At 38.7% G+C, this 21,996-nt stretch carries 20 protein-coding genes and 1 pseudogene; 20 read left to right on the top strand and 1 reads right to left on the bottom strand.

Features of this window, described 5'->3' with window-relative positions; translation table 11 throughout:
• Positions 1-10: 10 nt before the first annotated feature.
• The 12 genes from JVX94_RS05615 to JVX94_RS05560 are packed head-to-tail and all read left to right on the top strand — an operon-like array spanning position 11 to position 12,934.
• The gene (locus JVX94_RS05615) at positions 11-637 is read left to right on the top strand and encodes a major tail protein (protein WP_205184840.1); all 627 of its coding nucleotides are present in this window, start codon (positions 11-13) and stop codon (positions 635-637) included.
• 38 nt (positions 638-675) lie between these two features.
• Positions 676-1,011 (top strand): phage tail assembly chaperone G, encoded by a 336-nt coding sequence (gene gpG / locus JVX94_RS05610; RefSeq protein ID WP_059375584.1) that lies wholly within the window; start codon positions 676-678, stop codon positions 1,009-1,011.
• Positions 1,012-1,013: 2 nt separating this feature from the next.
• Positions 1,014-1,208, top strand: coding sequence for a hypothetical protein (locus tag JVX94_RS05605; RefSeq protein ID WP_205185582.1), 195 nt, complete (start codon positions 1,014-1,016; stop codon positions 1,206-1,208).
• A 15-nt stretch (positions 1,209-1,223) separates the two neighbouring features.
• Positions 1,224-5,240: a phage tail tape measure protein gene (locus JVX94_RS05600; RefSeq protein ID WP_205184838.1), complete on the top strand. Its 4,017-nt coding sequence runs from the start codon at positions 1,224-1,226 to the stop codon at positions 5,238-5,240.
• Positions 5,241-6,074: a phage tail domain-containing protein gene (locus tag JVX94_RS05595; protein WP_205184836.1), complete on the top strand. Its 834-nt coding sequence runs from the start codon at positions 5,241-5,243 to the stop codon at positions 6,072-6,074.
• A gap of 12 nt (positions 6,075-6,086) precedes the next feature.
• Positions 6,087-7,835 carry a glucosaminidase domain-containing protein gene (locus JVX94_RS05590; protein WP_205184834.1) on the top strand — a complete coding sequence of 583 codons (1,749 nt, stop codon included), beginning with the start codon at positions 6,087-6,089 and terminating at the stop codon, positions 7,833-7,835.
• A gap of 38 nt (positions 7,836-7,873) precedes the next feature.
• Positions 7,874-9,748 (top strand): right-handed parallel beta-helix repeat-containing protein, encoded by a 1,875-nt coding sequence (locus JVX94_RS05585; RefSeq protein WP_144494826.1) that lies wholly within the window; start codon positions 7,874-7,876, stop codon positions 9,746-9,748.
• 15 nt (positions 9,749-9,763) lie between these two features.
• Entirely contained in the window at positions 9,764-11,122 is a 1,359-nt protein-coding gene (locus JVX94_RS05580) for a BppU family phage baseplate upper protein (protein ID WP_205184832.1), read from the top strand.
• A gap of 17 nt (positions 11,123-11,139) precedes the next feature.
• A complete protein-coding gene (locus tag JVX94_RS05575; RefSeq protein WP_144494822.1) occupies positions 11,140-11,439 on the top strand; it encodes a hypothetical protein in 300 nt (99 codons plus the stop codon).
• The gene (locus JVX94_RS05570; protein WP_144459770.1) at positions 11,436-11,615 is read left to right on the top strand and encodes an XkdX family protein; all 180 of its coding nucleotides are present in this window, start codon (positions 11,436-11,438) and stop codon (positions 11,613-11,615) included. The genes JVX94_RS05575 and JVX94_RS05570 overlap by 4 nt, the downstream gene beginning before the upstream one ends.
• A 44-nt stretch (positions 11,616-11,659) precedes the next feature.
• On the top strand, positions 11,660-12,079 hold the full coding sequence (locus tag JVX94_RS05565; RefSeq protein ID WP_205184830.1) for a phage holin family protein: 420 nt from the start codon (positions 11,660-11,662) through the stop codon (positions 12,077-12,079).
• 45 nt (positions 12,080-12,124) lie between these two features.
• The gene (locus JVX94_RS05560; RefSeq protein WP_205184821.1) at positions 12,125-12,934 is read left to right on the top strand and encodes an N-acetylmuramoyl-L-alanine amidase; all 810 of its coding nucleotides are present in this window, start codon (positions 12,125-12,127) and stop codon (positions 12,932-12,934) included.
• Between the two features lie 122 nt (positions 12,935-13,056).
• Here the strand turns inward: JVX94_RS05560 and JVX94_RS05555 are convergent, their stop codons facing one another.
• Positions 13,057-14,391 carry a hypothetical protein gene (locus tag JVX94_RS05555; protein ID WP_205184819.1) on the bottom strand — a complete coding sequence of 445 codons (1,335 nt, stop codon included), beginning with the start codon at positions 14,389-14,391 and terminating at the stop codon, positions 13,057-13,059.
• 1,278 nt (positions 14,392-15,669) lie between these two features.
• Between JVX94_RS05555 and JVX94_RS05550 the strand changes: the two genes are divergently transcribed.
• From JVX94_RS05550 to JVX94_RS05520, 8 genes and pseudogenes are all read left to right on the top strand, one after another.
• Positions 15,670-15,840: an XtrA/YqaO family protein gene (locus JVX94_RS05550; RefSeq protein ID WP_313959867.1), complete on the top strand. Its 171-nt coding sequence runs from the start codon at positions 15,670-15,672 to the stop codon at positions 15,838-15,840.
• A gap of 883 nt (positions 15,841-16,723) precedes the next feature.
• Positions 16,724-17,209 carry an SMI1/KNR4 family protein gene (locus tag JVX94_RS05545; RefSeq protein WP_205184817.1) on the top strand — a complete coding sequence of 162 codons (486 nt, stop codon included), beginning with the start codon at positions 16,724-16,726 and terminating at the stop codon, positions 17,207-17,209.
• 382 nt (positions 17,210-17,591) lie between these two features.
• Positions 17,592-17,774, top strand: a complete 183-nt coding sequence (locus JVX94_RS05540; RefSeq protein WP_205184815.1) for a hypothetical protein — start codon at positions 17,592-17,594, stop codon at positions 17,772-17,774.
• A 152-nt stretch (positions 17,775-17,926) separates the two neighbouring features.
• A complete protein-coding gene (locus JVX94_RS05535) occupies positions 17,927-18,511 on the top strand; it encodes a DUF4145 domain-containing protein (protein ID WP_205184814.1) in 585 nt (194 codons plus the stop codon).
• Between the two features lie 179 nt (positions 18,512-18,690).
• On the top strand, positions 18,691-19,188 hold the full coding sequence (locus JVX94_RS05530) for a hypothetical protein (protein WP_205184811.1): 498 nt from the start codon (positions 18,691-18,693) through the stop codon (positions 19,186-19,188).
• Between the two features lie 77 nt (positions 19,189-19,265).
• Complete coding sequence (locus tag JVX94_RS05525) at positions 19,266-19,973, top strand: hypothetical protein (protein WP_205184808.1); 708 nt, start codon at positions 19,266-19,268, stop codon at positions 19,971-19,973.
• Positions 19,974-20,110: 137 nt separating this feature from the next.
• Positions 20,111-20,260, top strand: a pseudogene (locus JVX94_RS19545) (phage terminase small subunit); the annotation flags it as partial.
• Between the two features lie 478 nt (positions 20,261-20,738).
• Entirely contained in the window at positions 20,739-21,872 is a 1,134-nt protein-coding gene (locus tag JVX94_RS05520; protein WP_205184805.1) for a response regulator aspartate phosphatase, read from the top strand.
• Positions 21,873-21,996 lie beyond the last annotated feature (124 nt).

Below are 21,996 nucleotides of genomic sequence, written 5' to 3'. Positions count from 1 at the left end.
AGGAAAACAGATGGGGAAAACAATCTATGGACTAGACATGTTCCATTTTGCCGAGCTTATTCAGGATGATGACAAAGGACTTGAATATGCAAAGCCTGAAAGACTGCCAGGAGCTGTAAACGTCAAAGTCGATCCAAAATCAGAACAGTCTAAGTTTTGGGCTGATAACGGCGTGTTCGATTCATTTAACAACATGGGTGACATTGACCTTGAAGCAGAACTAGCGGATTTACCTATTGAGGTGCAAAACAAGATTTTCGGACACAAGGTCGAGAATGGGATTTCTTTTGCCAGTTCTGATGACAAGGCTATTTTCTTGGCTTTCGGCTTTAGGGCGAAAACATCCACAGGCGGCCATAGGTTTTACTGGTTCTTAAAGGGACTTCCTGAACTGATGGCTAACGAAAATAAAACCACAGAGGGGAAAGCAGATCCTGAAACCGCAAAATTCAAGGCAGGCTTTATGACTTTACAAAATAAGAAGGGGAAAAACCGTTGGAAGGCACAAGCTGAATTCGATGAAGGCTTTGACCCGGATGAATGGTTTAAACAAGTTGTATACGACGGGGCGTCGTTTGCAAAGGGAAAAGATACAGAGGATTCCACAAGTTCAGTAGACATCGGAAAGGGCGTTTAATAACGCTCTTTTTTATTTTGTAATCGGGAGGCAATAGCATGGAAGCATTGACAATCACCTTGCATTTAAACGGTAAGAAAAAGAAATTTTCCACACCTAACTTTATCACGGGTGTTTTATTTAGGACTGCGGCAGAAATAACAGAAGACCTTGAATCGAATGATCCTGAAAGGATTTATACAAGTAAACAATCAGAGTTTATCTGTGAAGTGTTCGGAAACAAATTCACTGCAGAAGAATTTGAAAAAGGCATTGATTCAAGACTTTTATATAGAACAATCTACGCAACTGCAAACTATGTCATCGGAAATATCGTTGAAGCGAGCAAGATCCTGAATCCAGAAACCGCAGAGGAAGCAGAGCCGGGGGAGTAAGTTTGTCCGATGCTGTCCTTGATATGTATAACGCATTAGAGGACATTGGCTTTTCACAGAACCAAATAGATGAAATGGATATTGTGTATCACTTGAAGCGACTCGCGCGGCGCAAAGAAGCGAGCAAGGAAAAGCCAAATAAGAACGCTGTAGCATCGGATGAGCCTTTGTACATTGATCAGATACCTGGACTGTAAAAAGGTGGTGAGGGATTGAGCAAAGACATTAAAGTAAAGCTGTATTCTAATTCGTCCCAATTTAACGGGGAAATGAAAGCAATTGCCGTTCAAATGAAGAACATAAAGTCTGAATTTGAAAAGAATCGGACTGCCGTCGGTGTGTGGGGTAATGAACTGAAAACGTCACAAACAAAAGTCAGAACCCTTTCACAGCAATTAGATCAGCATAAAATGAAGGTCAAAGCACTTGAAAGAGCTTATGCGGATTCAGCCATCAAGAAGGGAAAGGACGCGCGAGAGACACAAAATCTTGCCCGTCGGCTGAACTATGCAACAGCTGAAATGAACAAAACGCAAAATGCGTTGACTGAGACAACGAATAAAATTAAGAAAATGGAAGCTGAAATAAAACGTACTTCATCCTCTATGTATAAGATGGGCCAAAGAATGAATACAGTTGGCAACACAATGAGAAGCAAGGGTGCTTCAGTAGCGATGACTACAGGTGTTGCTTTTGCTGGCTTGGTCCTCCCACTGAAAGACGCCGTAGAAGTTGGTATGTCATTCGAAACACAGATGAGCAAAGTTAAAGCTATTTCAGGGGGAACAGCTGCAGAAGTCGAAAAGCTGAAAAACCAGGCAAAAGAGCTGGGAGCAACAACTGTTTTCACCGCCAGCCAAGCCGCAGATGCACAAAGCTTCCTGGCGATGGCCGGATTTAAAGCGAATGATATTTATGCAGCTATGCCAGGTATGCTGAATTTAGCAGCTGCAGGTCAACTAGATTTAGCTGCTGCCGCCGATATTTCATCTAATATGATGCAAGCTTTTGCCATGAAAGCATCGGAAGCGGGGCACGCATCGGACGTAATTGCATACGGTGCGGCAAACGCTAACACGAACGTGGAGCAGATGGGAGAGGCCATGAAGTTCCTTGCGCCTAACGCTAATTCACTAGGTTGGGGATTAGAAGAATCAGCGGCCGCAGTCATGGCGTTTGGTGACGCAGGTCTGCAAGGTTCAATCGCAGGACAAGCCTTTGGTACGTCTTTGATCAGGCTGGCAACACCAGCTAGAAAGGCGCAGAAGGTAATTGATAAGTTAGGGTTTGCTTTCTTTGATGCAGCGGGAGACATGAAGAGTATGCCGGAAGTTGTTGCCGAGATGGAAAAGGGTATGAAGGGCATGACGAAGGAGCAGCAAGCCGCAACCTTAAAAACCATTGTCGGAGCTGAATCATATAAACATTGGGCCGTTCTCTTACAAAAAGGCAGCAAGGCATTGAAGGATAATACGAAGGCGCTAAAAGAATCAGACGGTGCAGCTAAAAAAATGGCTGACACAATGCTTGATAATGCGCGGGGCAGTATCATTGCTTTCCAGTCTGCAGTTGAAGGGGCAAAGATTAAGCTTACTGAAAGTCTACTTCCTGCGCTTGGTAACCTAGCTGAAAAAGGAGCAGACATCGTTTCCATGTTTAACAAAATGGATTCTGCCACAGCTCAAACGGTTGCTAAAACTGCGTTGTTTGCTACGGGTGTTTTAGGCGCCACAACAGCAGTTGCAACGCTGACGATGGGTATCGGTGCGCTCTTAGCATTTACGGGTCCGGTGGGGCTTGCCATAGTTGGTGGAACGGCTTTACTAGGAGGCATTGCCGTTGCGACGTATGCTTACAATGAGCAGCTGAAAAATCAAAAGAAACGCCAAGAAGAAGCAAAAGAATCGGCTCTTCTATATGGTGAGGGCGTTTCTAAAGCGACACAAAAGGCGGCCGGTTCATATGTGAACCTACGCGAAAAAGCTACGTCGCAATTGTTCCAATTGACACAGGTTTCAGGAAAAGAAGCCGAGAAGATGGCAAGCAATCTATTGTCTACTTATCAAAAAATGTCCACATCTCTTATTAAGGAGTTAGAAGGATTTAAGACTGATGCAATTGCAGTTCTCAAAGGATTATTTGAAGACCAGGAGAAAGAGACGAAGAAAATCGGAGAAGATTGGTCTGATCAATTAGTTGGAGACATTGACAAAGACGTTCAAAAAGTCCGCGAGAAGATGCGTAAATTAGAACAGCTGAAAGATGAAACGGGTTTAATCACCTCTAAAATGAATGCGTCACAAAAGAAAGCTTTTGAAGATATCATTTCATTTTTCCAGCAGTCGACGAGTAAATTTGCTGCCAATCAAAAAGACGCTATTGCTATGCAGCAGAGGGTTTCTGAAAGTCAAAATAAACTCTCTTTCAAAAATGCCAAAAGCTACAACGATCAAATCAGCGGCATTTATAAAGAGGGACAGAAGGCGGCTAAAGAAGATCGCGACTACAGAAATAAAGTTTTAGACGAGGCCCTTGCAAAAGAAGCGATATCAGCAGCGCAGCACAAAGCACTAAAAGCTAAAAGTAATGCTGATTATCAAAAGGCTCTTGCTGAAAACCTAGAGGCTTACAAAAACAGTTCGAAAGCTTTGTTTGATCAGATGTCGCAAGATGGTAAGTTGCTGGACTTGGAAACGGGAAAAGCCCTGGAAAAACAAAAAGAGTATTCCAGTAATTCAATGGGGATTTTCATTGAAATGGAAGAGAGCGATGCAAAATACCAAGCACGCTGGGCCGAAAAACAGGTTGCTTTCTTACAAAAACTTGGAGAAAGCAAAGAAGAAGCCTTAGAAAAAACGAAACAAGCTCTCATTGAGTTTAACGAGGGTCTAGGCTTTTCTGCAGAAGAATCGGCGAGCAAAGCAAACGAAGCAATCATAAATGCTGAAAATGAATTCAACCGTGCAACATCTGCCCGTGAATCAGGAAAGAAAATGGGCGATGAATTTGCGGACGGCTTAACAGCTGCCACGCCTAACACGTTAGCAAGTGGGTCGATCCTTAAACAAACACTGGATCAAAAACTGCGAGAAGAAAACGGCATCCCTAGAATTGCAGGACGTGAAAAAGGTCAATCATTTAGCGATGGTATTAGTTCGACAAAAGTTAACGTATCTAACAGTGGTACAGTTCTGCAGCAAGCACTAAAACAAAAGCTGAGCGAAGGCAATGCAGGTGCTAAAACATTCGGCTCACAAAAAGGCCAATCATTTAGCGCGGGTATAAGCTCAACAAAAAGCAGCGCAAGCACTGCAGCAAGCAGCGTAAACCAAACAGCGTTATCAAACCTAAACAAAAATACCACTCAAGCTACTCAAGCAGGAGAGACAAAAGGGAAAAGTCATAGTGCGGGAATAACAAGCACAAAGGGCGCCAATACGTCTGCAGCATCATCCGTTAGTGCGTCAGCAACAGTCCAACTTGCCAAAACAACCGATGGCGGAGGCGGACAAAAAGCAGGGAATCAATTCGCGTCGGGCATTCGTAGTCAAGCCGGAAACGCAAGTAATTCAGGTAGTACCGTCGCAAAATCAGGAAAACAAGGCTTATCGAGTGTTAAGACAACTAGCACGGGTGCTGATTTTTCTAAAGGCTTTGCTAATGGTATTCGCAGCATGGGAGGCACAGGGGGCACGATATGGAAAGCTGCTTGGGCCATCGGGAAAGTTGCAATACGTTCGCTGAAAGATTCCATCCAATCAAAATCACCTGCAAAAAGGACCATCGCAGAAGGCGTGAACTTTGGTGACGGCTTCATCATTGGTCTTGGTGAAAAAGCGACGGAAGTGAAAAAGAGCACTGCAGCAATGGCACAAGGTGCTATGTCGTCCTTTAAATCTGAAATTAATAGAATGGCGTTTAACATCCAGGGAGCCGCGGATGAAATAAATACGATGCGCGCCGAACTGACTGTGAAAAACGAAATTGATACGCCTATTCTAAATCAGAAGCTAGATGCTCTTATTAACCTTCTATCAAATAATCTACAGACCAACAATGAAAACGTAAGTGCTACAGGGCAAACAATCAGAATCCATCCTGCGCCTGTCATTATTGGCGGTGAGCATTTAGCAGACATCGTTTTTAATCAAGGAGACACATCTATTCTAGACAAAAAGAGCGCTCAAAAATATGAGCAGAATGCCTATAAAGGAGGGCTGAAAAGATAAATGGATCTGTATTTTGATTTCAGAGATGGTTTAGGGGAGCAACCTTTGTCAGGGTTACTGCCCTGTTTTAAGTTGCTTAGCTTTGCACCTGACGCGCCGAGCACTGATAGGGAGCTTGTACAGTTGACCAGGTTTAACGGACTTGTACCAACGCAGCATCCGCGCGACATAGTGTACAAAGAAAGGTCTATCAAGGTTGAAATATTGCTTGATGCTAAAATAGCGGCAAACTTTTATCAGTACAGGCATGAGTTTTATGATCTCGTTGTTCAGCCCTTCTGGTATTACATCTCATGTGATCTGCTTCCTGGGAGGCGTTTTGCGGTTACGTGTGACGGAGGGTTTCAAATACCCAAAGACAAGCAAAAAAACCAGGTATCCTTCCAATTGGATTTTAACAATATCACAGGGCTGGCAGAGACAAAGGGCACGTCTTTAAGCGCGCAGAACTTTTCTAATGAAAGATGGTTTTCAGGAATGGGAATTCAAAGGCGCGACGATCTGCAGTACCGATTCAAAAACAAAAAACGGTTTAGTGTTTTCAATCCTGGCTTACCGATTAATCCACTGCAGCATGATTACAACGTGCTGCTAAACGCAAAGGGAAAAAACATAACGATTATCAATCACACGAACAATGAAAGATTGAAAATAGAAGCCGAATTGAAAAAGTCACAACAGGTCAGAAACCTGAAACAGTATACCGTAGTGGGTAGTAAAAGGTTGAAAACATCCGGTAGGCTACCGTCTTTAGATAAAGGCATGAATGAGTTTGAGATTCAGAATACAAATGATTTTGAGATTGTATTCGATACAAGATTTTATTTTCCGTAAAAGGGGGTTGTCATGGCTGCAAAAGATTTTATAAAAGAGATAGCAAAAGACGCGCAGAGGATTTATAAGAAATACAATATTTTAGCTTCTCTTATTATCGCGCAGTCTTGCCTGGAAAGCGGATGGGGAAAAAGCGACCTAGCTCAAAAGGGTAAAAATCTATTCGGAATAAAAGGATCATTCAACGGTCAATCAGTCCTCATGTGGACCACTGAATATGATAAAAAGGGTAAAGCAACGAGAGTTAAAGCCCCTTTCAGAAAGTACCCTTCATGGTACGAATCCGTACAAGACTTAGCAAAGCTCTATCTAAAAGGGGTAAGCTGGGATCCAAACATTTATAAGGCTGTAATAGGCGAAAAAGATTACACCAAGGCAACAGCAGCACTTGTGAAAGCCGGATATGCAACCGATCCAATCTACGCAACAAAATTAAACAGCATCATCTTTACTTACAAACTTACACAATATGACACCTTTGATGATGTGCCGGATGAACCAGAACCAGAAACACCAACTAAACCGACATATCCAAGCAAGGAATACCAAGGCAAGGATGTAGAATTAAATGGCGGGTTGCCCACTGACATTGATTTCAGGCAGCTGCACGTCTCAACCAAAGACGGCAAAGAGCTTGTGGAAATCGTTGGTGCTGTGTTGGAGCTGCAAGACGACACAACAGGTAAAAAGAGTTTCACTTTTACGTTAATGCGAACAGAGGATAACGGAACGGAATTTGATTTGCTTGTTCCAGGGAACATATTGTACTTGGATGAAAAAGATTACAATCATCAAAAATATTACATTACGGATATTGAACTTGATCAAAGTAGAAAAAACGTGTCACAGAAAAAGATAACGGCCAATCATGTGTATACCGTCTTGCTGGTAAATGACAGGGTGGAAGAAAAGATTTCAAAGAAACTGAAAATTAATGAAGCTTTAGACATTGCCCTAGCCGGTACCCCTTTTCAATATGTTCTAAAAGCAAAATTATCGGAGTTTGACGAGGTAGAGCAGGACGGCTTCGGTGAAAAGTTTCGCATTGAATTAATGGATCAGATTGTTGAAGATTATGAAATAGAGCTTGATGTAAATAACTACGTCATCTATGTACATTTAAAAATGGGTAAGGTAGTAGACTTCACACTTGACAGCCGATACAATATGCCAGGCTTTAAGTTGAAGATCAATGACCAAAACACGTCAACGCGCGCCTGGGGTTACGGCGCAGAAAAGAAAGCTAAGAAAAGTGACACAAAGTCAACCGATACAAAGTCGAACGAAGATGAAAAGGTGAAAGAGCCCGAATACGAATTCGAGCCTATTCTATACATCCATCCTGATGAGGACAAATTTTTGATCGAGGGTAAGCCGCGCTGGGGTGAGCCGATAAGAGACGACACAGTAAAAAAAGTAAGCAACATGGTATCTGCTTTGAAAAAGCACGTAAACCCGTATCCTGACGTGGTAGTTGAGGCTGAGTATCAGTATATCTATGAGCCAGTATTGCAGGGTATAGAAGAGGATTTTTGGAAAGGTGACACGATCCATGTCATTGCTGATACAGCAAATGGGATCACGTTTGAGGACGATGTAAGGTTAGTGTCTGTCACTTATAATCCCCTCAACCCGTATGACAGCCCTAAAATGACTTTCGCTAACTTCAGGAAAGACATTCAGGATTATCAAGTAAGTCAGGCGCGGCAGATTAAGCAGCAAAAAAGATATATTGATCAATTGATGAGAACGCTCAATTAGAAGCGTTTTTTCTTTTGGAATTGAAAGGAGTGAACATATTGGTCCGGCTTAAAAAAGATTATGACACAACCCGAAACTCGGTCTACGAATCCCAATTGCGCGGCGACATGCAAACGGTTGAGAATGAGCTTAATAAAAACGCAACTGAATTACAGTCTCACAAGGACAGTAAAAAAGCTCACTTGTCGAGTCAGATTATGCATGGTCTATTCACGGTTGCAAATAGGATTGATAACATGTGGGCTAGATTGACAAACCTTGTATTGAATCATGATGGAAAAGACGTAAAGGAAGTCATAGATATTCGTGTTGCTAGGGATGCATCCATTCATCCCACCGCAAAAGACAGATTGGATTATGACTTTCAAATTCTTGAGCAAGAAATAGAAGATTCTGCTGTTTCCCTGAATCTAAAAAGATTTATCAAAAAGTACGGAAGTTTTACGACAGGATTCAAGGCAGCCCTTAGTCTTGCAAAATTATATCCTGTGCACATTGTTGTTCCTCCTGGACAATACAAATTAATGGAGACAGCCCGTATCTACAAAAACACTCACTTGACCTTGCAAGCTGGTGCCGTTATTAAACGTGGCTTTGTAGGATCAATGCTTGTAAATGGTGACAAAGGTGACCAAACCAAAGGATATGACGGCCACGGAAATATACTGATTGACGGACAAGGGGTGTTTGATAGCGCAGGAGAAGAGATCAAAGAACAATGTTCAGTCATAGGTTTTGCACATGCTGAGCGCATTATCATACGGGACATCACGATCAAAGATGTGTGCGGCGGTCATGCCTTTGACTGTGCAGGTAATAAACACGTATTAATAGAGAATGTCTGGTTTAAAGGTTTCGCTGATTATAAAGGCGACAGGTGGTTTTCTGCTGCGATTCAGCTGGACTTAATGAGATCGGCGGGCAACTTCGGCGCCTTTGGTGCTTATGACCAAACCGTCAGCAAGCATGTCACTATTCGAGACTGCTATTTCAGCAGATCTGAAAGCTTAAAAGGATATGCACGGGGGATAGATTCTCACACCAGCACAGATGGCTTTTGGTATTCTGATATTCGTATCGAAAACAACGATTTTGAAGATACGACCGAGTACGCAATTTCAGGGAACAAATGGGAAGATGTTGTAATAAGCCGAAACAGATTTAAGGATTGTGCATCCGGTGTAAGACTAATGATTCCTAGAGTAGAATCGGTCTACACGCAAGACGCAAACGGCAATCCTACGAACAGGGTCAACAAGGTAAAGCGTCTTTCAGTCAAAGATAACACTTTTACCAATATCAAAGAGCGTCATGCTATTCAGGTATATGGCCGTAAAGGGATTCAAAAAATTGACGACGTTGAAGTTTCAGGAAACAAAATCAATGGCGTAAAGGTCAAGCATGCTATCCATTTATCGGATGTGGATGGCTTTTTGGTGTCTCACAATCAATTTAGAGACATCAAGCATCATGGGGTGCTCTTAACACGCTGCAGCAATGGCAAAGCTGATCTAAACGTCGGACGAGACATCGAAGGAAACGGCGTGCGCGTAGAATTAGGGTGCAAGAACATTGATGTCACAAACACAACTTTACGTGAAGTTGGATATTCGGGGATTTCTGTTTCAGGAGATTCAGAGGACATAAACGTTGATTTCAGCGATATTCAGAATGCAGGTAAAAGGACTTCTTCATCAAACCCGTATTACGGAATTATCTTCATGGATGGAGTCACAGATTCAGCAGCAAGATTCAACAAAGTGCGCGGAAAAAAATGCAGATACGCGATGTATTTAACCAGTAAATGCTCACGCATTCAGCATTTCGGCAATCGACTTAAAGGAGCTGGCGCAGAAGGTTCTTTAAAAGACAACAGCGTTGATCCTATTAAATCAATTGAAAATGTAATTTGAGTGAGGTGAGAGAAAATGATTCGAAAGAATGGGTCGCTTGATTTTGAAGTGAACGCATATACCAGTTCGAGCGTATCAACCAGCATAAATTTTTGGACGCAGGATCATCAGACGGCAAGGCTTATTTTCAAACTCACAAAAGAAGGAGTGCCGTTGCCTTTAGCAGCTGTCACTGGAAAACTTGTATTAGTTATGGCCGACGGCAGCCGATTCATTCGAGACGTAACGATAGTTGATAGAGTGAATGGACACGCCGAGTACGTTTTGTCAGATAAAGAGATCAAGCACTACGGTATAGTACAAGCTGAGCTGAATTTGTATTATACAAATGATCAATCTATGTCTGTGCATCAGTTCTCTTTTAACATTTCAAAGTCACTCATTGATCAAGACATTGTGCCGATCACTGAGTATTATGTAGACGAGTTCGAGGCGTTAAGAGCAAAGATAAATGAGCTTTACGAAGAATCTATACAAACGATTGATGATCTGAGGACCAAGTTTAAGGACTTGGATGAGATCGAAACAAAACAAGGTGCACAAGATAAAGTGGACGCTGCACTTGCGGCAGCTAAAAAATACACGGATGCTCACGCGGAAACACCTGCAGGTGCAAAAGATAAAGTAGCGGCGGCACTGGAAGCGGCAAAAGAATACGTCGATCCGCACCTTGAAAACAAAAAGATTCACGTAACAGAATCAGAAAAAAGTAACTGGAATAACGGCCAGCTGCACAGGCTTACACCTAACGACGGTAAAGTTGCAAGGTTGCCAAACGGTACTGATATTTTTTTACTGCCAACGGGTTTTTATATGGGAGCAAATCTGTTAAATCTGCCTGTAGAGAATGATTCCAGTTTCTATTACATTGAAGTTTTAGAAACATCATATGTCCAAAATGAAATTAATTACAAAAGGATTATTGCCACGAGATCATTTGATAATATGACTTGGATTGGCACGTTCCATGCACAAGGATTTCGAGGTTGGAAACGTCTCATAACAGACGGAGATGCTGCAGTCACTTGGAAAACACCTTCATTGTCCAAAGGATGGAAGCAATATGTATCATCAGATGGCTTTCCGCACACGTTACGCTATTCAAAAGATGCTTCGGGAGTGGTGGAGATCATCGGGTCTATTACTGGCGGTGTGATTGGTAATGATGTCGAGGCGTTTACATTACTTGAAGGATTCTTTCCCTTGCAGTCATTTCACTTTATTGGTGTAGCATCCAGTTTGGGGACACCGGGTGTACCACAATATCACCGAACCTATATAGGTACTGACGGTCGAGTTTGTGTTCAATCTTGTTCTAATACGGTAAACCCAAATGAATTTATTACGTTTGGGGTCCGTTTTAAAGCAAAGTAAATGTGGGAGGTGCGAATATGATCTGGGTGTATAAATATGATGAAAACTACATTTGGCAAGCAGACAAAGACATCGAAGTAGATGTAGAAAACGGAGAGGAAATCCCCAAAGGCTATACAGATATACAGCCGCCAGATGGGCTATTTATTGCAAAGTACGATCCCAAAAAAGAAGAGTGGTTTGAATCAGCAACACAAGAATACATTGATAGTTTGCAGCCTGATCCACCGCCACCAGATGATGTAGCGCTGCTAAAAAAACAAGTCGCTCTACTTACATTGCAGCTTTCGCAGCTGCAGAGAGGCGGGGTATCATGATTTATCCAACGGCGTCCGACATTAAAGTATTTTGGGATTGGGGCGTGTATACGCCTGAAATTATGAGGGAATATGTTTCGTTGAAAGTTATCACTAAAACAGAATTTGAAGAGATCACAGGATTGAAGTTCGACAAGCCTGCTGTCTCAGTGGATTTAGGTTCAACAGCATCTTAACAGGTGCTTTTTATTTTGCCTTCTTAAAGGAGGTGATTAACGAAATGGAGGAAACGATAGTGTTTATTAACTTTGAAACTTTGGATCTTGCACGAACATATCTATTTGGCGGAGTGAAATTTCTGGATTTACTCTTGCTGCTAAGTGTTATTGACGTTCTGACGGGTATCATCAAAGCGTGGAAAGTTGGCAAACTACGCAGCCGTACGGCATGGTTCGGTTACGTTCGTAAAATGCTCAGCTTCGTTGTTGTGATTGTGGCTAACATCATTGATCAGATCATGGGCTTAAATGGAGTGCTGACCTTCGGGACAGTGCTTTTTTATATCGCCAATGAGGGTTTGTCTATCGTAGAGAACCTTGCACAGATCGGCGTTAAAATTCCAGCTTCCATCACTGACAGGCTTCATGTGATTGAAAATGACAGCCAAAAAGAAGAAGAGGAAAAGAAAGCTACTGAGTAACCGGCGGCTTTTTTCTATATAAAAAAATGAATGGAGAGATTGAATATGACAAAGAAAATTATGCTTGATCCGGGACACGGCGGACACGATCCGGGAGCAGTAGCAAACGGGATGAAAGAAAAAGACCTTGTGCTAACAATTGCAAAGAAAACTAAGACGATTCTTGAAAAGGTTTATGGGGCAACGGTCAAACTCTCGCGTTCAACTGACGTTTATATTGATCTGTCTCAAAGAGCAAGACTAGCAAATAATTGGGGCGCTGATTATTTTGCATCCATCCATATCAATGCATCTGGTGGCACAGGCTTTGAGACGTATCGTTACGTCGAATTATCTGCATCATCCGGCACAGGCAGGCAGCAAAAAATCGTACATGATGTGATCTATAGAAAAATTAAAGGTAAAGCAGGGGACCGCGGAACCAAATCTAAGGATTTTGCTGTATTAAGAGAAACAAAAATGCCAGCGATTCTGACAGAGAACCTTTTTATTGATCGGGAAAAAGATGCCGAGCTGCTAAAACAAGATTCGTTCCTGAATCTATTGGCCGAGGGACACGCAGAAGGAATCGCGGCGGCCGTTGGTTTAAAAAAGGTATCATCGTCATCTGAAACAAGCCCTAAAAAAGAAACGACACCAAAGGGCATTAAAATGGCCGTAGTGAAGCCGAATGCTGACGGGTGGCTGTGGGTCTACGATAAGCCTAGTTGGTCAGCGAAACACAAAAAAGTAAAGCCTGGAGAGGCTTTTACAATTGATAAGACTGTGACGGTTAACGGATCGAAAATGTATAAGCTTAAATCAGGTCTTTATATCACAGCTGCCACGAAATATGTTCAGGTAAAACAAAAGTAAAATTAAAAGCCCTTCCGTATTGGAGGGGCTTTTTTGTTTGCTCTGTTAAATTATTAATTTAGAATAGCAAAAAGATTGAAATTGAACTATCTGAGAACGTGGAGAAAACTAATTTCGTTTAATTATATAGAAGAGTCACTATCAGCTTCTATAAAATCATTGAAAAAACTAGATAAAGTCAGTTCCTCAGTGTCGGCTATTTGTTTGAATTTAAACATTATATCATTATTCTTTTTTAGAAAGTGTTTAAAATCATCATAAAAATTCCCAAAAGCCAATTCTGAAACAAGGCTGTTAATTTCTTTTACTATCTCAGCATTTATTACACCATGTTTTAAATAAATTAATATTTTTTCAGATAACATATTAGCATTATTATAACCATTGGGAGCTATGAAATTGTTTTGACCAAATAAATAATCTTTCATATATCCGAAGTAATTAATTCTTTTAATATCATGTAGATTATCTTCATTGATATAACGGGTTGGTGCTTCTTTTACTAATTTTTTCATGAAACTAGAGCTTTCTGAATTAGGTATTGCATTGTTGATTAATATTAAAGCTATATTCCAAAAATTCTCTCTATAATCTTTATACTTAAAAAACTGCTCTTTCCAGAAATTCCTGATTAATGGTTCGTCAGATGTAAATTCATTAAGTTTAGAAGGAAATACTGAAATGAATTCAATGAAAGTTTCCCAATCTCTTTTAACAAAACTTAAAAAACCCCCCATTAAATCCACATTATTTGAGAAGGCGATTTCCTTCCAAAAAATCCTTATTGGACTTTCCTCGTTTTTAAATTTTAAATCACCATTAAATTCGATAATGAGCATGTTGTAAATTTTTTCTAATAGATCTGGGATTTCAGAATAAGATTCAACGACTAATGGAATTTGATCAGCTAAATACGTCGATGACTTTCCAGGTTGTGTATAATTGGGATCGAAATGAGTTTTAATTTTATTTATTAAACCTTCTTCCCCTCCATTAATTACAAATTTCGCCGAATTAGACTCTATAAAATGCCAAAATGATTCTACTGTAGAATTACTAATAAGATTATTTTTAGCATGAGCGCAATCATTCCTTCTTCTTCTCCAATACCTCATATCTTCACGAATTCCATCATTAATTAAGTAATAACTGCTACGTTTGGTATCTCTATCTGAAGCTTGTATTGTAGTAAACACTATATCTTCCCAAGTATCATCGTTATTAAGTTTCATAATTGTTGTTCTCCATGTATCTTCCTTAATCAAATCAGGTTTAATCTGTTGGGAAGCAGAAGTCTCTAATCTGTGTTTGAGTATTTTAAGAAAGAAAGAATAAGACAGAATGAATGAAGCTCTATATGCACCTATTCGATAACAACTTATAGCTTCTTCTATTAAAGGTAAGCTTTCTTTAGGTAATGCTTGTGATGATATCCAATTTTCAAAATCTAATTTCATTATTCTTTCCCTCCATGTGTCTATCGAACTTAAGATAAAGGTATTATATCAGAATTTTTTGCTTTTTATAGAGATCTCTTCTAATCAAAATAACATAAAGCTTTTCAATTATGACCAAAATCATGACCAAAATTTGACCAAAAAATATTGAGAGTTATAGAGATTCTATTTCAAATTTAAAATAATAGACCAATAAAAAACCCTTTGTTTTCAAGGGTTTAGAGTGTTGTATATACCGTATTTAAATTAGAAATTATGTTTAGAACCCAAGTACACCCATGGGAACGCGATCAGTATATGTCTCAGTATTAATAAAGAACCCCCTTGTAGCCATTGGCTTCAGGGGGTTTTTGTTTTGAGGAAGCCATCACCCACAATTCACCCCAGAAAAAAGGCGGCTTTGAAATTTCAACGAAGGTCTCAAAAAAGTATTCAAAACCTTGCTGAAATGATTGGTACGAAGTTCAAGTGAAGCGATATTCTCCGCTATATTTGCAAATGTAGAGTGTCTGATTATAAATTATCAGTAGATCACAGTAGTGTAGTTCACATTATTGTTGATCATGAGCTGGAACAGTTAGAGGATGAATTGAGCTTACCTGCAGAAAAAACTAAGATTAAAGAAAAAGTCCATGGACATTGAACGTAAAGTGGAGGGATTGAAAGCAGGATCAGATTAACAAAGGTAAACCGGTACAGACGGAAGAAACATCTGATAATAATTTAGATTCCTCTCAAAGTGTAAAAGACGATTCTGACGGGAATGCCTAAGAAGGCACGTAAACGATCAAAACGATGGTTCCTACTCTATCGCTTAGAGGATGGACAGAGTGTTCACCTCTATGAACCACTTAAAAAATATGAACTGCTCAGTCGGATCAGGAAAGGATGGAAAAATTATCAGATGAAAAACAAATTCTTAGAAGGAGTCTGGATTAAAGCATCTAGGAAAGGAAAAAGAGAAACACTTAATAAAGCAGGTTATGTACTTAAAGTAGCCGAGGATGACATTAGTAAGGTTCCTTAGTGGTAAAATCTTGGTTGTTCCAAAGTCTTGGGCGGAAAATTTGGATGAGGCACTTACTGAAGCTGATTTAAAGGTGCTGGTTGACCTGTCTTTTTAAGGGACGAAAACCTTTTTAAAATGTGTATACATGATTTGCAAGCTCTTCGGGGCAAATAAAAAGAACCAAAGCACAAGGCTACAGATTTAATGAATCTCGATAATTCATTATAACTGGGAGGTCTTCTGCGCATGAATAACTTACAAATTCAACTATTTCCATTAATAACTTTATGACCAAAGGAGAAGTGAAACTCATTATTCTAGATGGCCATTCCAATCAAACGTTTTTAGCTGAAACACCTATTTACGGGAAAACGGAAATCACTACACACGACGCCCAATTTACAAACTTAAATTACTCGAGTTCATACAAAATAATATAGCAGGAGATTCCTGCTATAGGGACAGTCAAAAATCAAAAATAAGTTAATTGCTGATGATTCTGAAATTATTAAAACAGGCATAGTGATGGCAGGTATTTACTTTAAAGTTAGCTAATTAAAAGTGAGATAGGGAGTCACCCTCCTATCTCATTTAATACCAACCTTGATATTTGCCTGTTCAAGTACAATCACCCTTTATAGCATCTTAATTTAAAGACACCGAAACATTTGATAGTTCTTTGTTTATTGGTTTTTAGATGTAGATGAATAGTTTTCAGCTCAGCTTGAGGAGTTATTACCTTTTGACTCATGTTGCTGTCTGCATTAGAAGTTGAAGCGAATGCAGGAGATGCAGAAACAAGTAAAGCAAAGGATAACGCGGAACAAGTTATAATTTTTTTTAATCTCATTTAAAACCCTCGCTTGTTTATTTTGATATACCTAATTATCCTATATTTTATAAAAAATTCAAGGGTGTTTTTGTAAAAATACAAACGATTTTCAGAATTAGATAGATTATAAGAAAATTTCAATATGGACTTTCAAGGAGTGGTAGGATGAAATCTGAACAATTGTGTTTACTTCCAGGGATTGATGAGAAACATAGTGGTAAATCATTACCAGCACCAACAAAAGCGAATGAAATGGTATAAGCCTGAAGATAGAGTTAAGAGAGATAAGGATATCCGAAATAAATATATCAGATGTATATTAGTAAATACGGAGATTCTAAATGGGATTGGTCTGGTTTAGACATTCACCATGTTATTCCTTTAGAATATGGTGGAGATAATAAAATGGGTAATTTATATGCAATCACAAGAACGCTGCATCAACAAGAGGTTTCTACTTGGTGGAGAGGCTATAGATAGAAGGTGAGAGATTGAGTAGAATCGTGCAGATATTAGAAAAACTTAAAAAACAATTAGATGAGAAAAACATCATCAAATTCTCGGTAGACGGTGAAGTCTATGAAAAGTGCTGTACCTTCAATGCCCCAGCCGATCAAGAAAATATAAAAAAATTTGAAAAGAAACATCATGCATTGCCTGACGATCTCAAAGAGTTTTTATGTCTACATAATGGTGCAAGAATATTTGACGACATAGTTTTTGGGAACAAGGTGGGTGGAGGATTACACGTTTTCAGTTTAGAAGAGATCGAATCCGAGTTGTCTAATGATTTTTTTGATCAGGTTGATATAATAGCTATTGCCGCTCTTTTTGAAGGGTGCTACTTGATGCTAAATAAGGGAAATTCCAATCTTTATCTATTTGAAGACGGTTTAGAATATAGGCTGCTTGATGTAGATTTTGAAACTTTTCTTCAGACGTATATTAATTCTGAAGGCGATGCGTTTTGGGAATAATAGAACCAAAGTGTCCATGTTTATGGGCACTTTTTTTATTTGTATTGCCGAGAAAAAGCCGACAAAAAGGGGGATAAAAAAGGGACCTTTTTTCCTATGTGGATCATCGTATGATAGAGACAAGCAAAACCAACGTGAATATTTTGTCCAGAAGGAAGAACCTGCGGACGCTGATCATTGAGCACTTTAAGTGCCTTGATTGGTGTGCGCTTTTTTTATTGAGAGACGGCCCTTTCCCTTATCAATGTCGTATCGAGGACAGTTTTTCATTTTAATTGATGATTGGCTGTACTTGGCATCCTCTCGGAGTGTAGTCATCATTCAAAAATCTATTTAAGCGAATAGCGTAAGGTGGTGCTTATTCGGCAAGGAGAGTATGAACATGAAGATCAGGGATTCTGTTTCTAAAGAGACATTAAAGCAATTTAAAAGCATTGCTCCTAGTTCTAATAGAAAGAAGGAGAACGATGCTGATCCCATTACGAATAGGGATTGCGAAGAAATCATGGGAACGAGACGCGAAACGTATCAAAGACAAGGCGGCCGTATTCGAAGAAAACGCTGATTTGATAGGAACAGTCGTCTTTTGGGCGTATGGTCGAAAAGAGAGGAAGAGGTTCAGCGATTCCGATAGTTGAACATAATAATATTTATGGTGAATGGTTGGATAATGTGGATAATGGAATATATAGATAATTTAGATAAGGTAGGGATAATATGAAATCATTTTATTATGAAAATTATTTTTGGGCAGATTCACATGATGTAGAAAAAGAAAAATATACTTGTGGTTACTGTAATTCTTTAGCTGCACCAACTTATGGATATTTAACTCATGAATATATAGAGACCGAAAGGAAGAGTGGTTCTAAAATACTTATATGTCCTAATTGTCGAAACCCAACACATATAAATGGAATAGGGCAGCAATTTCCACCTATAAGTATTATAAAAGGTATTAGGCATCTTCCAGAAAATATACAAGATCTGTATAAGGAAGTCTGTGATTCGTTTTCAGTCAATGCGTTTACAGGTGCAAGTATTTTGGCTAGAAAGATGATTATGAATATAGCAGTTGAAAAGGGAGATAAAAAAAACAAGAGTTTTATACAGTATGTAGAATTTTTGGTAAATGAAGGAATAGTTCCGAAAAGTGCCGAAAAGTGGCTTGATGCTGTGAGATTAAATGGTAATATTGCTGCTCATAATATAGAAAAATCAACTAAAGAAGAAACTCAAAAATTAATTGATTTTTTGGAAATGTTGTTGAGGATAGTCTATGAATTTGAAGCTGAATTATAACAATTTATAAATGGCACACTTTTGGCACGATCTTGGCAAAGCATTTTATTCTAGAGTGGTTATGATATAAATTGAGAGCGGCTTCCGTTGCGGAGGTCGCTTTTTTCGTTCGACAAATTTTGCATTTACCTCAATATTAATATTTATATCCGATATTAAAAATTGAGGAGTGAGTAGAGTTGGGTAAAAAAAATAAACGTGCAATTAAAAATAAAGGACAATATGAAAAAATTAAGAAATTAGATAATGAAATATACTCAAAGAAATTAATGGAGTTAGAAGATGTCATCTACACATATTCAGAAAAAGAGTTACTTGCGTACTTTTTAAAAGAATTTATATATGGTCAAAAGAAGGAACATTATAAAAAAAGTGTAGCAACTCTCTATAATTTAGATATTGAATGTCTAGAGTTTGCTATATCGAGGTTTGCGCATATTGAGAACATAAGAGATGTCTCTAAGTACTATCCAGCATTTGTCCCTTTATTGGCTGTATATTTCACTATGGCATTTAATATTAATACAAGTAAAATTTTAGCATTCATTGGCACAGCCATATCACTTATTTTCATTATAAGAATAATAATTAAAGAAAAAAGAGCTAGAAGTGTGGCTGTCTCAATGTTAAGAACATTTGAGCAAGTCCACGCTAGGAAACAGAAAGAAAACGAGTAAATTTCATTCGACAAATTCTGCGAATAGGTCCATATGCTCACTTTCTGCAGATATATAAAGATAGGAGGTGAACGAGCATGAGTTTGGATGAAATTATAAAAACTTTTGGTGTGCTGCCCACTGCATTAACAGCAGCGGCAGCTATTATCGTACCATTTATTACATTTATTTTAGGTAGAATCAATGAAGATCTTAAAGTTAAATTTGAATACAGAACTTATGTAGTGTTAGATGAAATAACTGGAGGTTATCAACTTAGGAATCATCCATTGGTAAAAAGAGGTGCAAAATTATTACTTCCAAAAAGCTACGATGGTTTAGAGAAATTTATAACAGATAATAGGCTCCATTTAGACAGCGATTTCACTGGTGCTTCGAGATTTAACTATTTACAGATAAAGACTATTGGAAAAAGTATAATTACGAGTGGACACGTTGAAATAGAATTAGATAACTCTGATAAGAGTATAATTGAGACATCTTTGCCATTTATGAGCCCTAATGATGAGGTGTACATACCATTGGATATAAATTATGGTGATGTACACGGGCGCAAATATGGAATCAAAAGAATAGATATTTCATACCAATTGCAAACAGGACAGCGGATGAAATTTAAAAGTATAAGGACATTTCGTGCAGGAAATGAGACAACGATTAGAGATAGTCATAGTGTAAAAAAATTTCGATTATTCTACTGGAAAACACAAAGTTCAAAAAATAAGAATATGGGATGGAACTATCTTAATTTGAATACGAACAAAGAAAAGAGCTCTTCTGAATGAAGGGTTTTTTTGTTCCCTGTAAATTGCTTCCGATAATTCTGTACACCAAGCATCGGCTTAAAGGTAGAGTGCGGCAGCAGTTTAGAGGAAATAAAAATTCAAAACACGAATCAGAAGAAGGCGGCAGATGAATATAGATGGAATCCAAACACATTCAGGTGGAGAAAGATTACGTCAAAGGCATGAAATACAAGGACCTTGCCAAGAAATACGGGATGTTGATCAACACCATAAAATCGTGGAAAAAGTGGCATGGTTGGGAAAGAAAAAAGGGTGCACCCATTGAGTTGCTAATGCCAAAACATATGCAATGGATAAAACACACCGTTACAATTCTATGATTCCAGCCTATACATCTGTGTGGACAAAAGCATCTGTGGTGATTAAATCAAACAATGCACATGATATAGCTTCTAAAAAATGGTCTAGATGGCATTAATCCTTAATGAGAGGAGATAGTAAATATGCCTTGGAATACAATTATCACTGCCGGTCTATTTGTTGTGATACCTGTAGTCATTATCACAGCAGTCGTTTACTTTATTAAAAGAAAGAACACCAAAACATCTAATAGTTGATGACTTTAAAAAGAGCCGTTCATATTAATTCGGCTCTTTTTTTATATTAGCTAGTCAAAATTGCTCCCGAATAAGGCTTTACTATATCAAAACACCCTAAATTTTGCGGTTTCTTTTCGGTGTCGAAAGATTCTTTAAATGATAATATATGTCATTATAGGGAATAGCAAGGAAGGGGTAGGGTCTTATGGAGAAAGTGCTTTCTTCTCATGTCGGTTTGAAAATCAATGAATGGTATTACCATATTCAAAGATTTAACGTACCGGACGCCGAAGCATATAAAGAAGAAATAAAATCTTTGCTCGATAACATGGAGGAAAACCAGGATTTATTATTATATTTTTCTCTCATGGAATTCCGACATAAATTAATGTTGGATTATTTGAATCCATTGGAGAATGGAAAAGAGCGTGCCAACTTTAGAGAATTAGCAATGAAGATCAAAAGGGACCAAGAGAAATTAACTGGCTTACTTGATTATTATTTTAATTTTTTCTATGGAATGTATGAATTTGAAAACTATGAATACCTCAACGCCATTACCTTCTATAAACGAGCAGAAAAAAAGCTGTCCCTTGTAAGTGATGATATTGAACGTGCCGAGTTCAATTACAAGATGGCTGAAATCTATTACCACATGAAACAAAACCACATGTCCATGCACCATATAGCCCAAGCAATAGAATGTTATCGAGAAAAAGATACCTATACAGTTAGACAGATACAGTGTTCCTTTGTCATTGGATTAAATTATATTGATATGGGTTGCCCCGAAAAAGCAAAGCCGCATTTTGAACATGCACTAGAAAAAGCAACTGAAAGCGACACCAAAAGATTAGTAGGATCAGCGCTGTATAATTTGGCTTTAAGTTATTTCCACAATGATGAAATTGTTGCTTCAATAAAATATTTAAATGATTCAATCAATGCTTTTAAAGAGCGAGGATATGAGCATTTTAACAGAATACTCGATCCTTTAAGTGTGCTTGTACGGTCGTATTTTTATGAAAAGGAAAACGATTTAGGGTTATATGCTCTTAACCAGGGCTTAGAATTGGCTGAAAAATTAAATGATGACGTGATGCTTAAAGTGTTCACATTTTATAAGGCGCTTTATGTCAAAGATGATTATGATAATGTCTTGAGTGATACCGAATATTTAACCGAAAGAGGAATGTATGCAATTCTTGAAGAATTATCGAAAGATGCAGCTAGAAGGTATAAAACAGTAGGAGATAAAGACAAGGCGTCGAACTTCTATGAGAAGGTTCTTTACTTCCAACAATTAATTAAAAGGAGCGATTGCCTTTATGAAATTTAAGTCAGTAGTAGCAACCCTCATCATTATTGGCACTTTGAGCACGCTGGGTTATTTCGCCTTTACACAAAACCACGAAGAAGCTATTAGAGGACACACATCAAGTATCGGTTATGATAAATTCCAT

It is taken from the genome of Bacillus sp. PDNC022 (assembly GCF_016919285.1).
Classification (GTDB): Bacteria; Bacillota; Bacilli; order Bacillales; family Bacillaceae; genus Bacillus; species Bacillus safensis.
The sequence above is the reverse complement of the archived record's forward strand: the minus strand, read 5'-3'. Positions and strand labels throughout refer to the sequence as shown.

Excerpts from the sequence above, each read along its gene's own strand:
- JVX94_RS05615 (WP_205184840.1), top strand. The coding sequence starts at position 11 with ATGGGGAAAACAATCTATGGACTAGACATGTTCCATTTTGCCGAGCTT.
- gpG (WP_059375584.1), top strand. The coding sequence starts at position 676 with ATGGAAGCATTGACAATCACCTTGCATTTAAACGGTAAGAAAAAGAAA.
- JVX94_RS05595 (WP_205184836.1), top strand. The coding sequence starts at position 5,241 with ATGGATCTGTATTTTGATTTCAGAGATGGTTTAGGGGAGCAACCTTTG.
- JVX94_RS05590 (WP_205184834.1), top strand. The coding sequence starts at position 6,087 with ATGGCTGCAAAAGATTTTATAAAAGAGATAGCAAAAGACGCGCAGAGG.
- JVX94_RS05580 (WP_205184832.1), top strand. The coding sequence starts at position 9,764 with ATGATTCGAAAGAATGGGTCGCTTGATTTTGAAGTGAACGCATATACC.
- JVX94_RS05575 (WP_144494822.1), top strand. The coding sequence starts at position 11,140 with ATGATCTGGGTGTATAAATATGATGAAAACTACATTTGGCAAGCAGAC.
- JVX94_RS05570 (WP_144459770.1), top strand. The coding sequence starts at position 11,436 with ATGATTTATCCAACGGCGTCCGACATTAAAGTATTTTGGGATTGGGGC.
- JVX94_RS05565 (WP_205184830.1), top strand. The coding sequence starts at position 11,660 with ATGGAGGAAACGATAGTGTTTATTAACTTTGAAACTTTGGATCTTGCA.
- JVX94_RS05560 (WP_205184821.1), top strand. The coding sequence starts at position 12,125 with ATGACAAAGAAAATTATGCTTGATCCGGGACACGGCGGACACGATCCG.
- JVX94_RS05555 (WP_205184819.1), bottom strand. The coding sequence starts at position 14,391 with ATGAAATTAGATTTTGAAAATTGGATATCATCACAAGCATTACCTAAA.
- JVX94_RS05540 (WP_205184815.1), top strand. The coding sequence starts at position 17,592 with ATGAAGATCAGGGATTCTGTTTCTAAAGAGACATTAAAGCAATTTAAA.
- JVX94_RS05535 (WP_205184814.1), top strand. The coding sequence starts at position 17,927 with ATGAAATCATTTTATTATGAAAATTATTTTTGGGCAGATTCACATGAT.
- JVX94_RS05525 (WP_205184808.1), top strand. The coding sequence starts at position 19,266 with ATGAGTTTGGATGAAATTATAAAAACTTTTGGTGTGCTGCCCACTGCA.
- JVX94_RS05520 (WP_205184805.1), top strand. The coding sequence starts at position 20,739 with ATGGAGAAAGTGCTTTCTTCTCATGTCGGTTTGAAAATCAATGAATGG.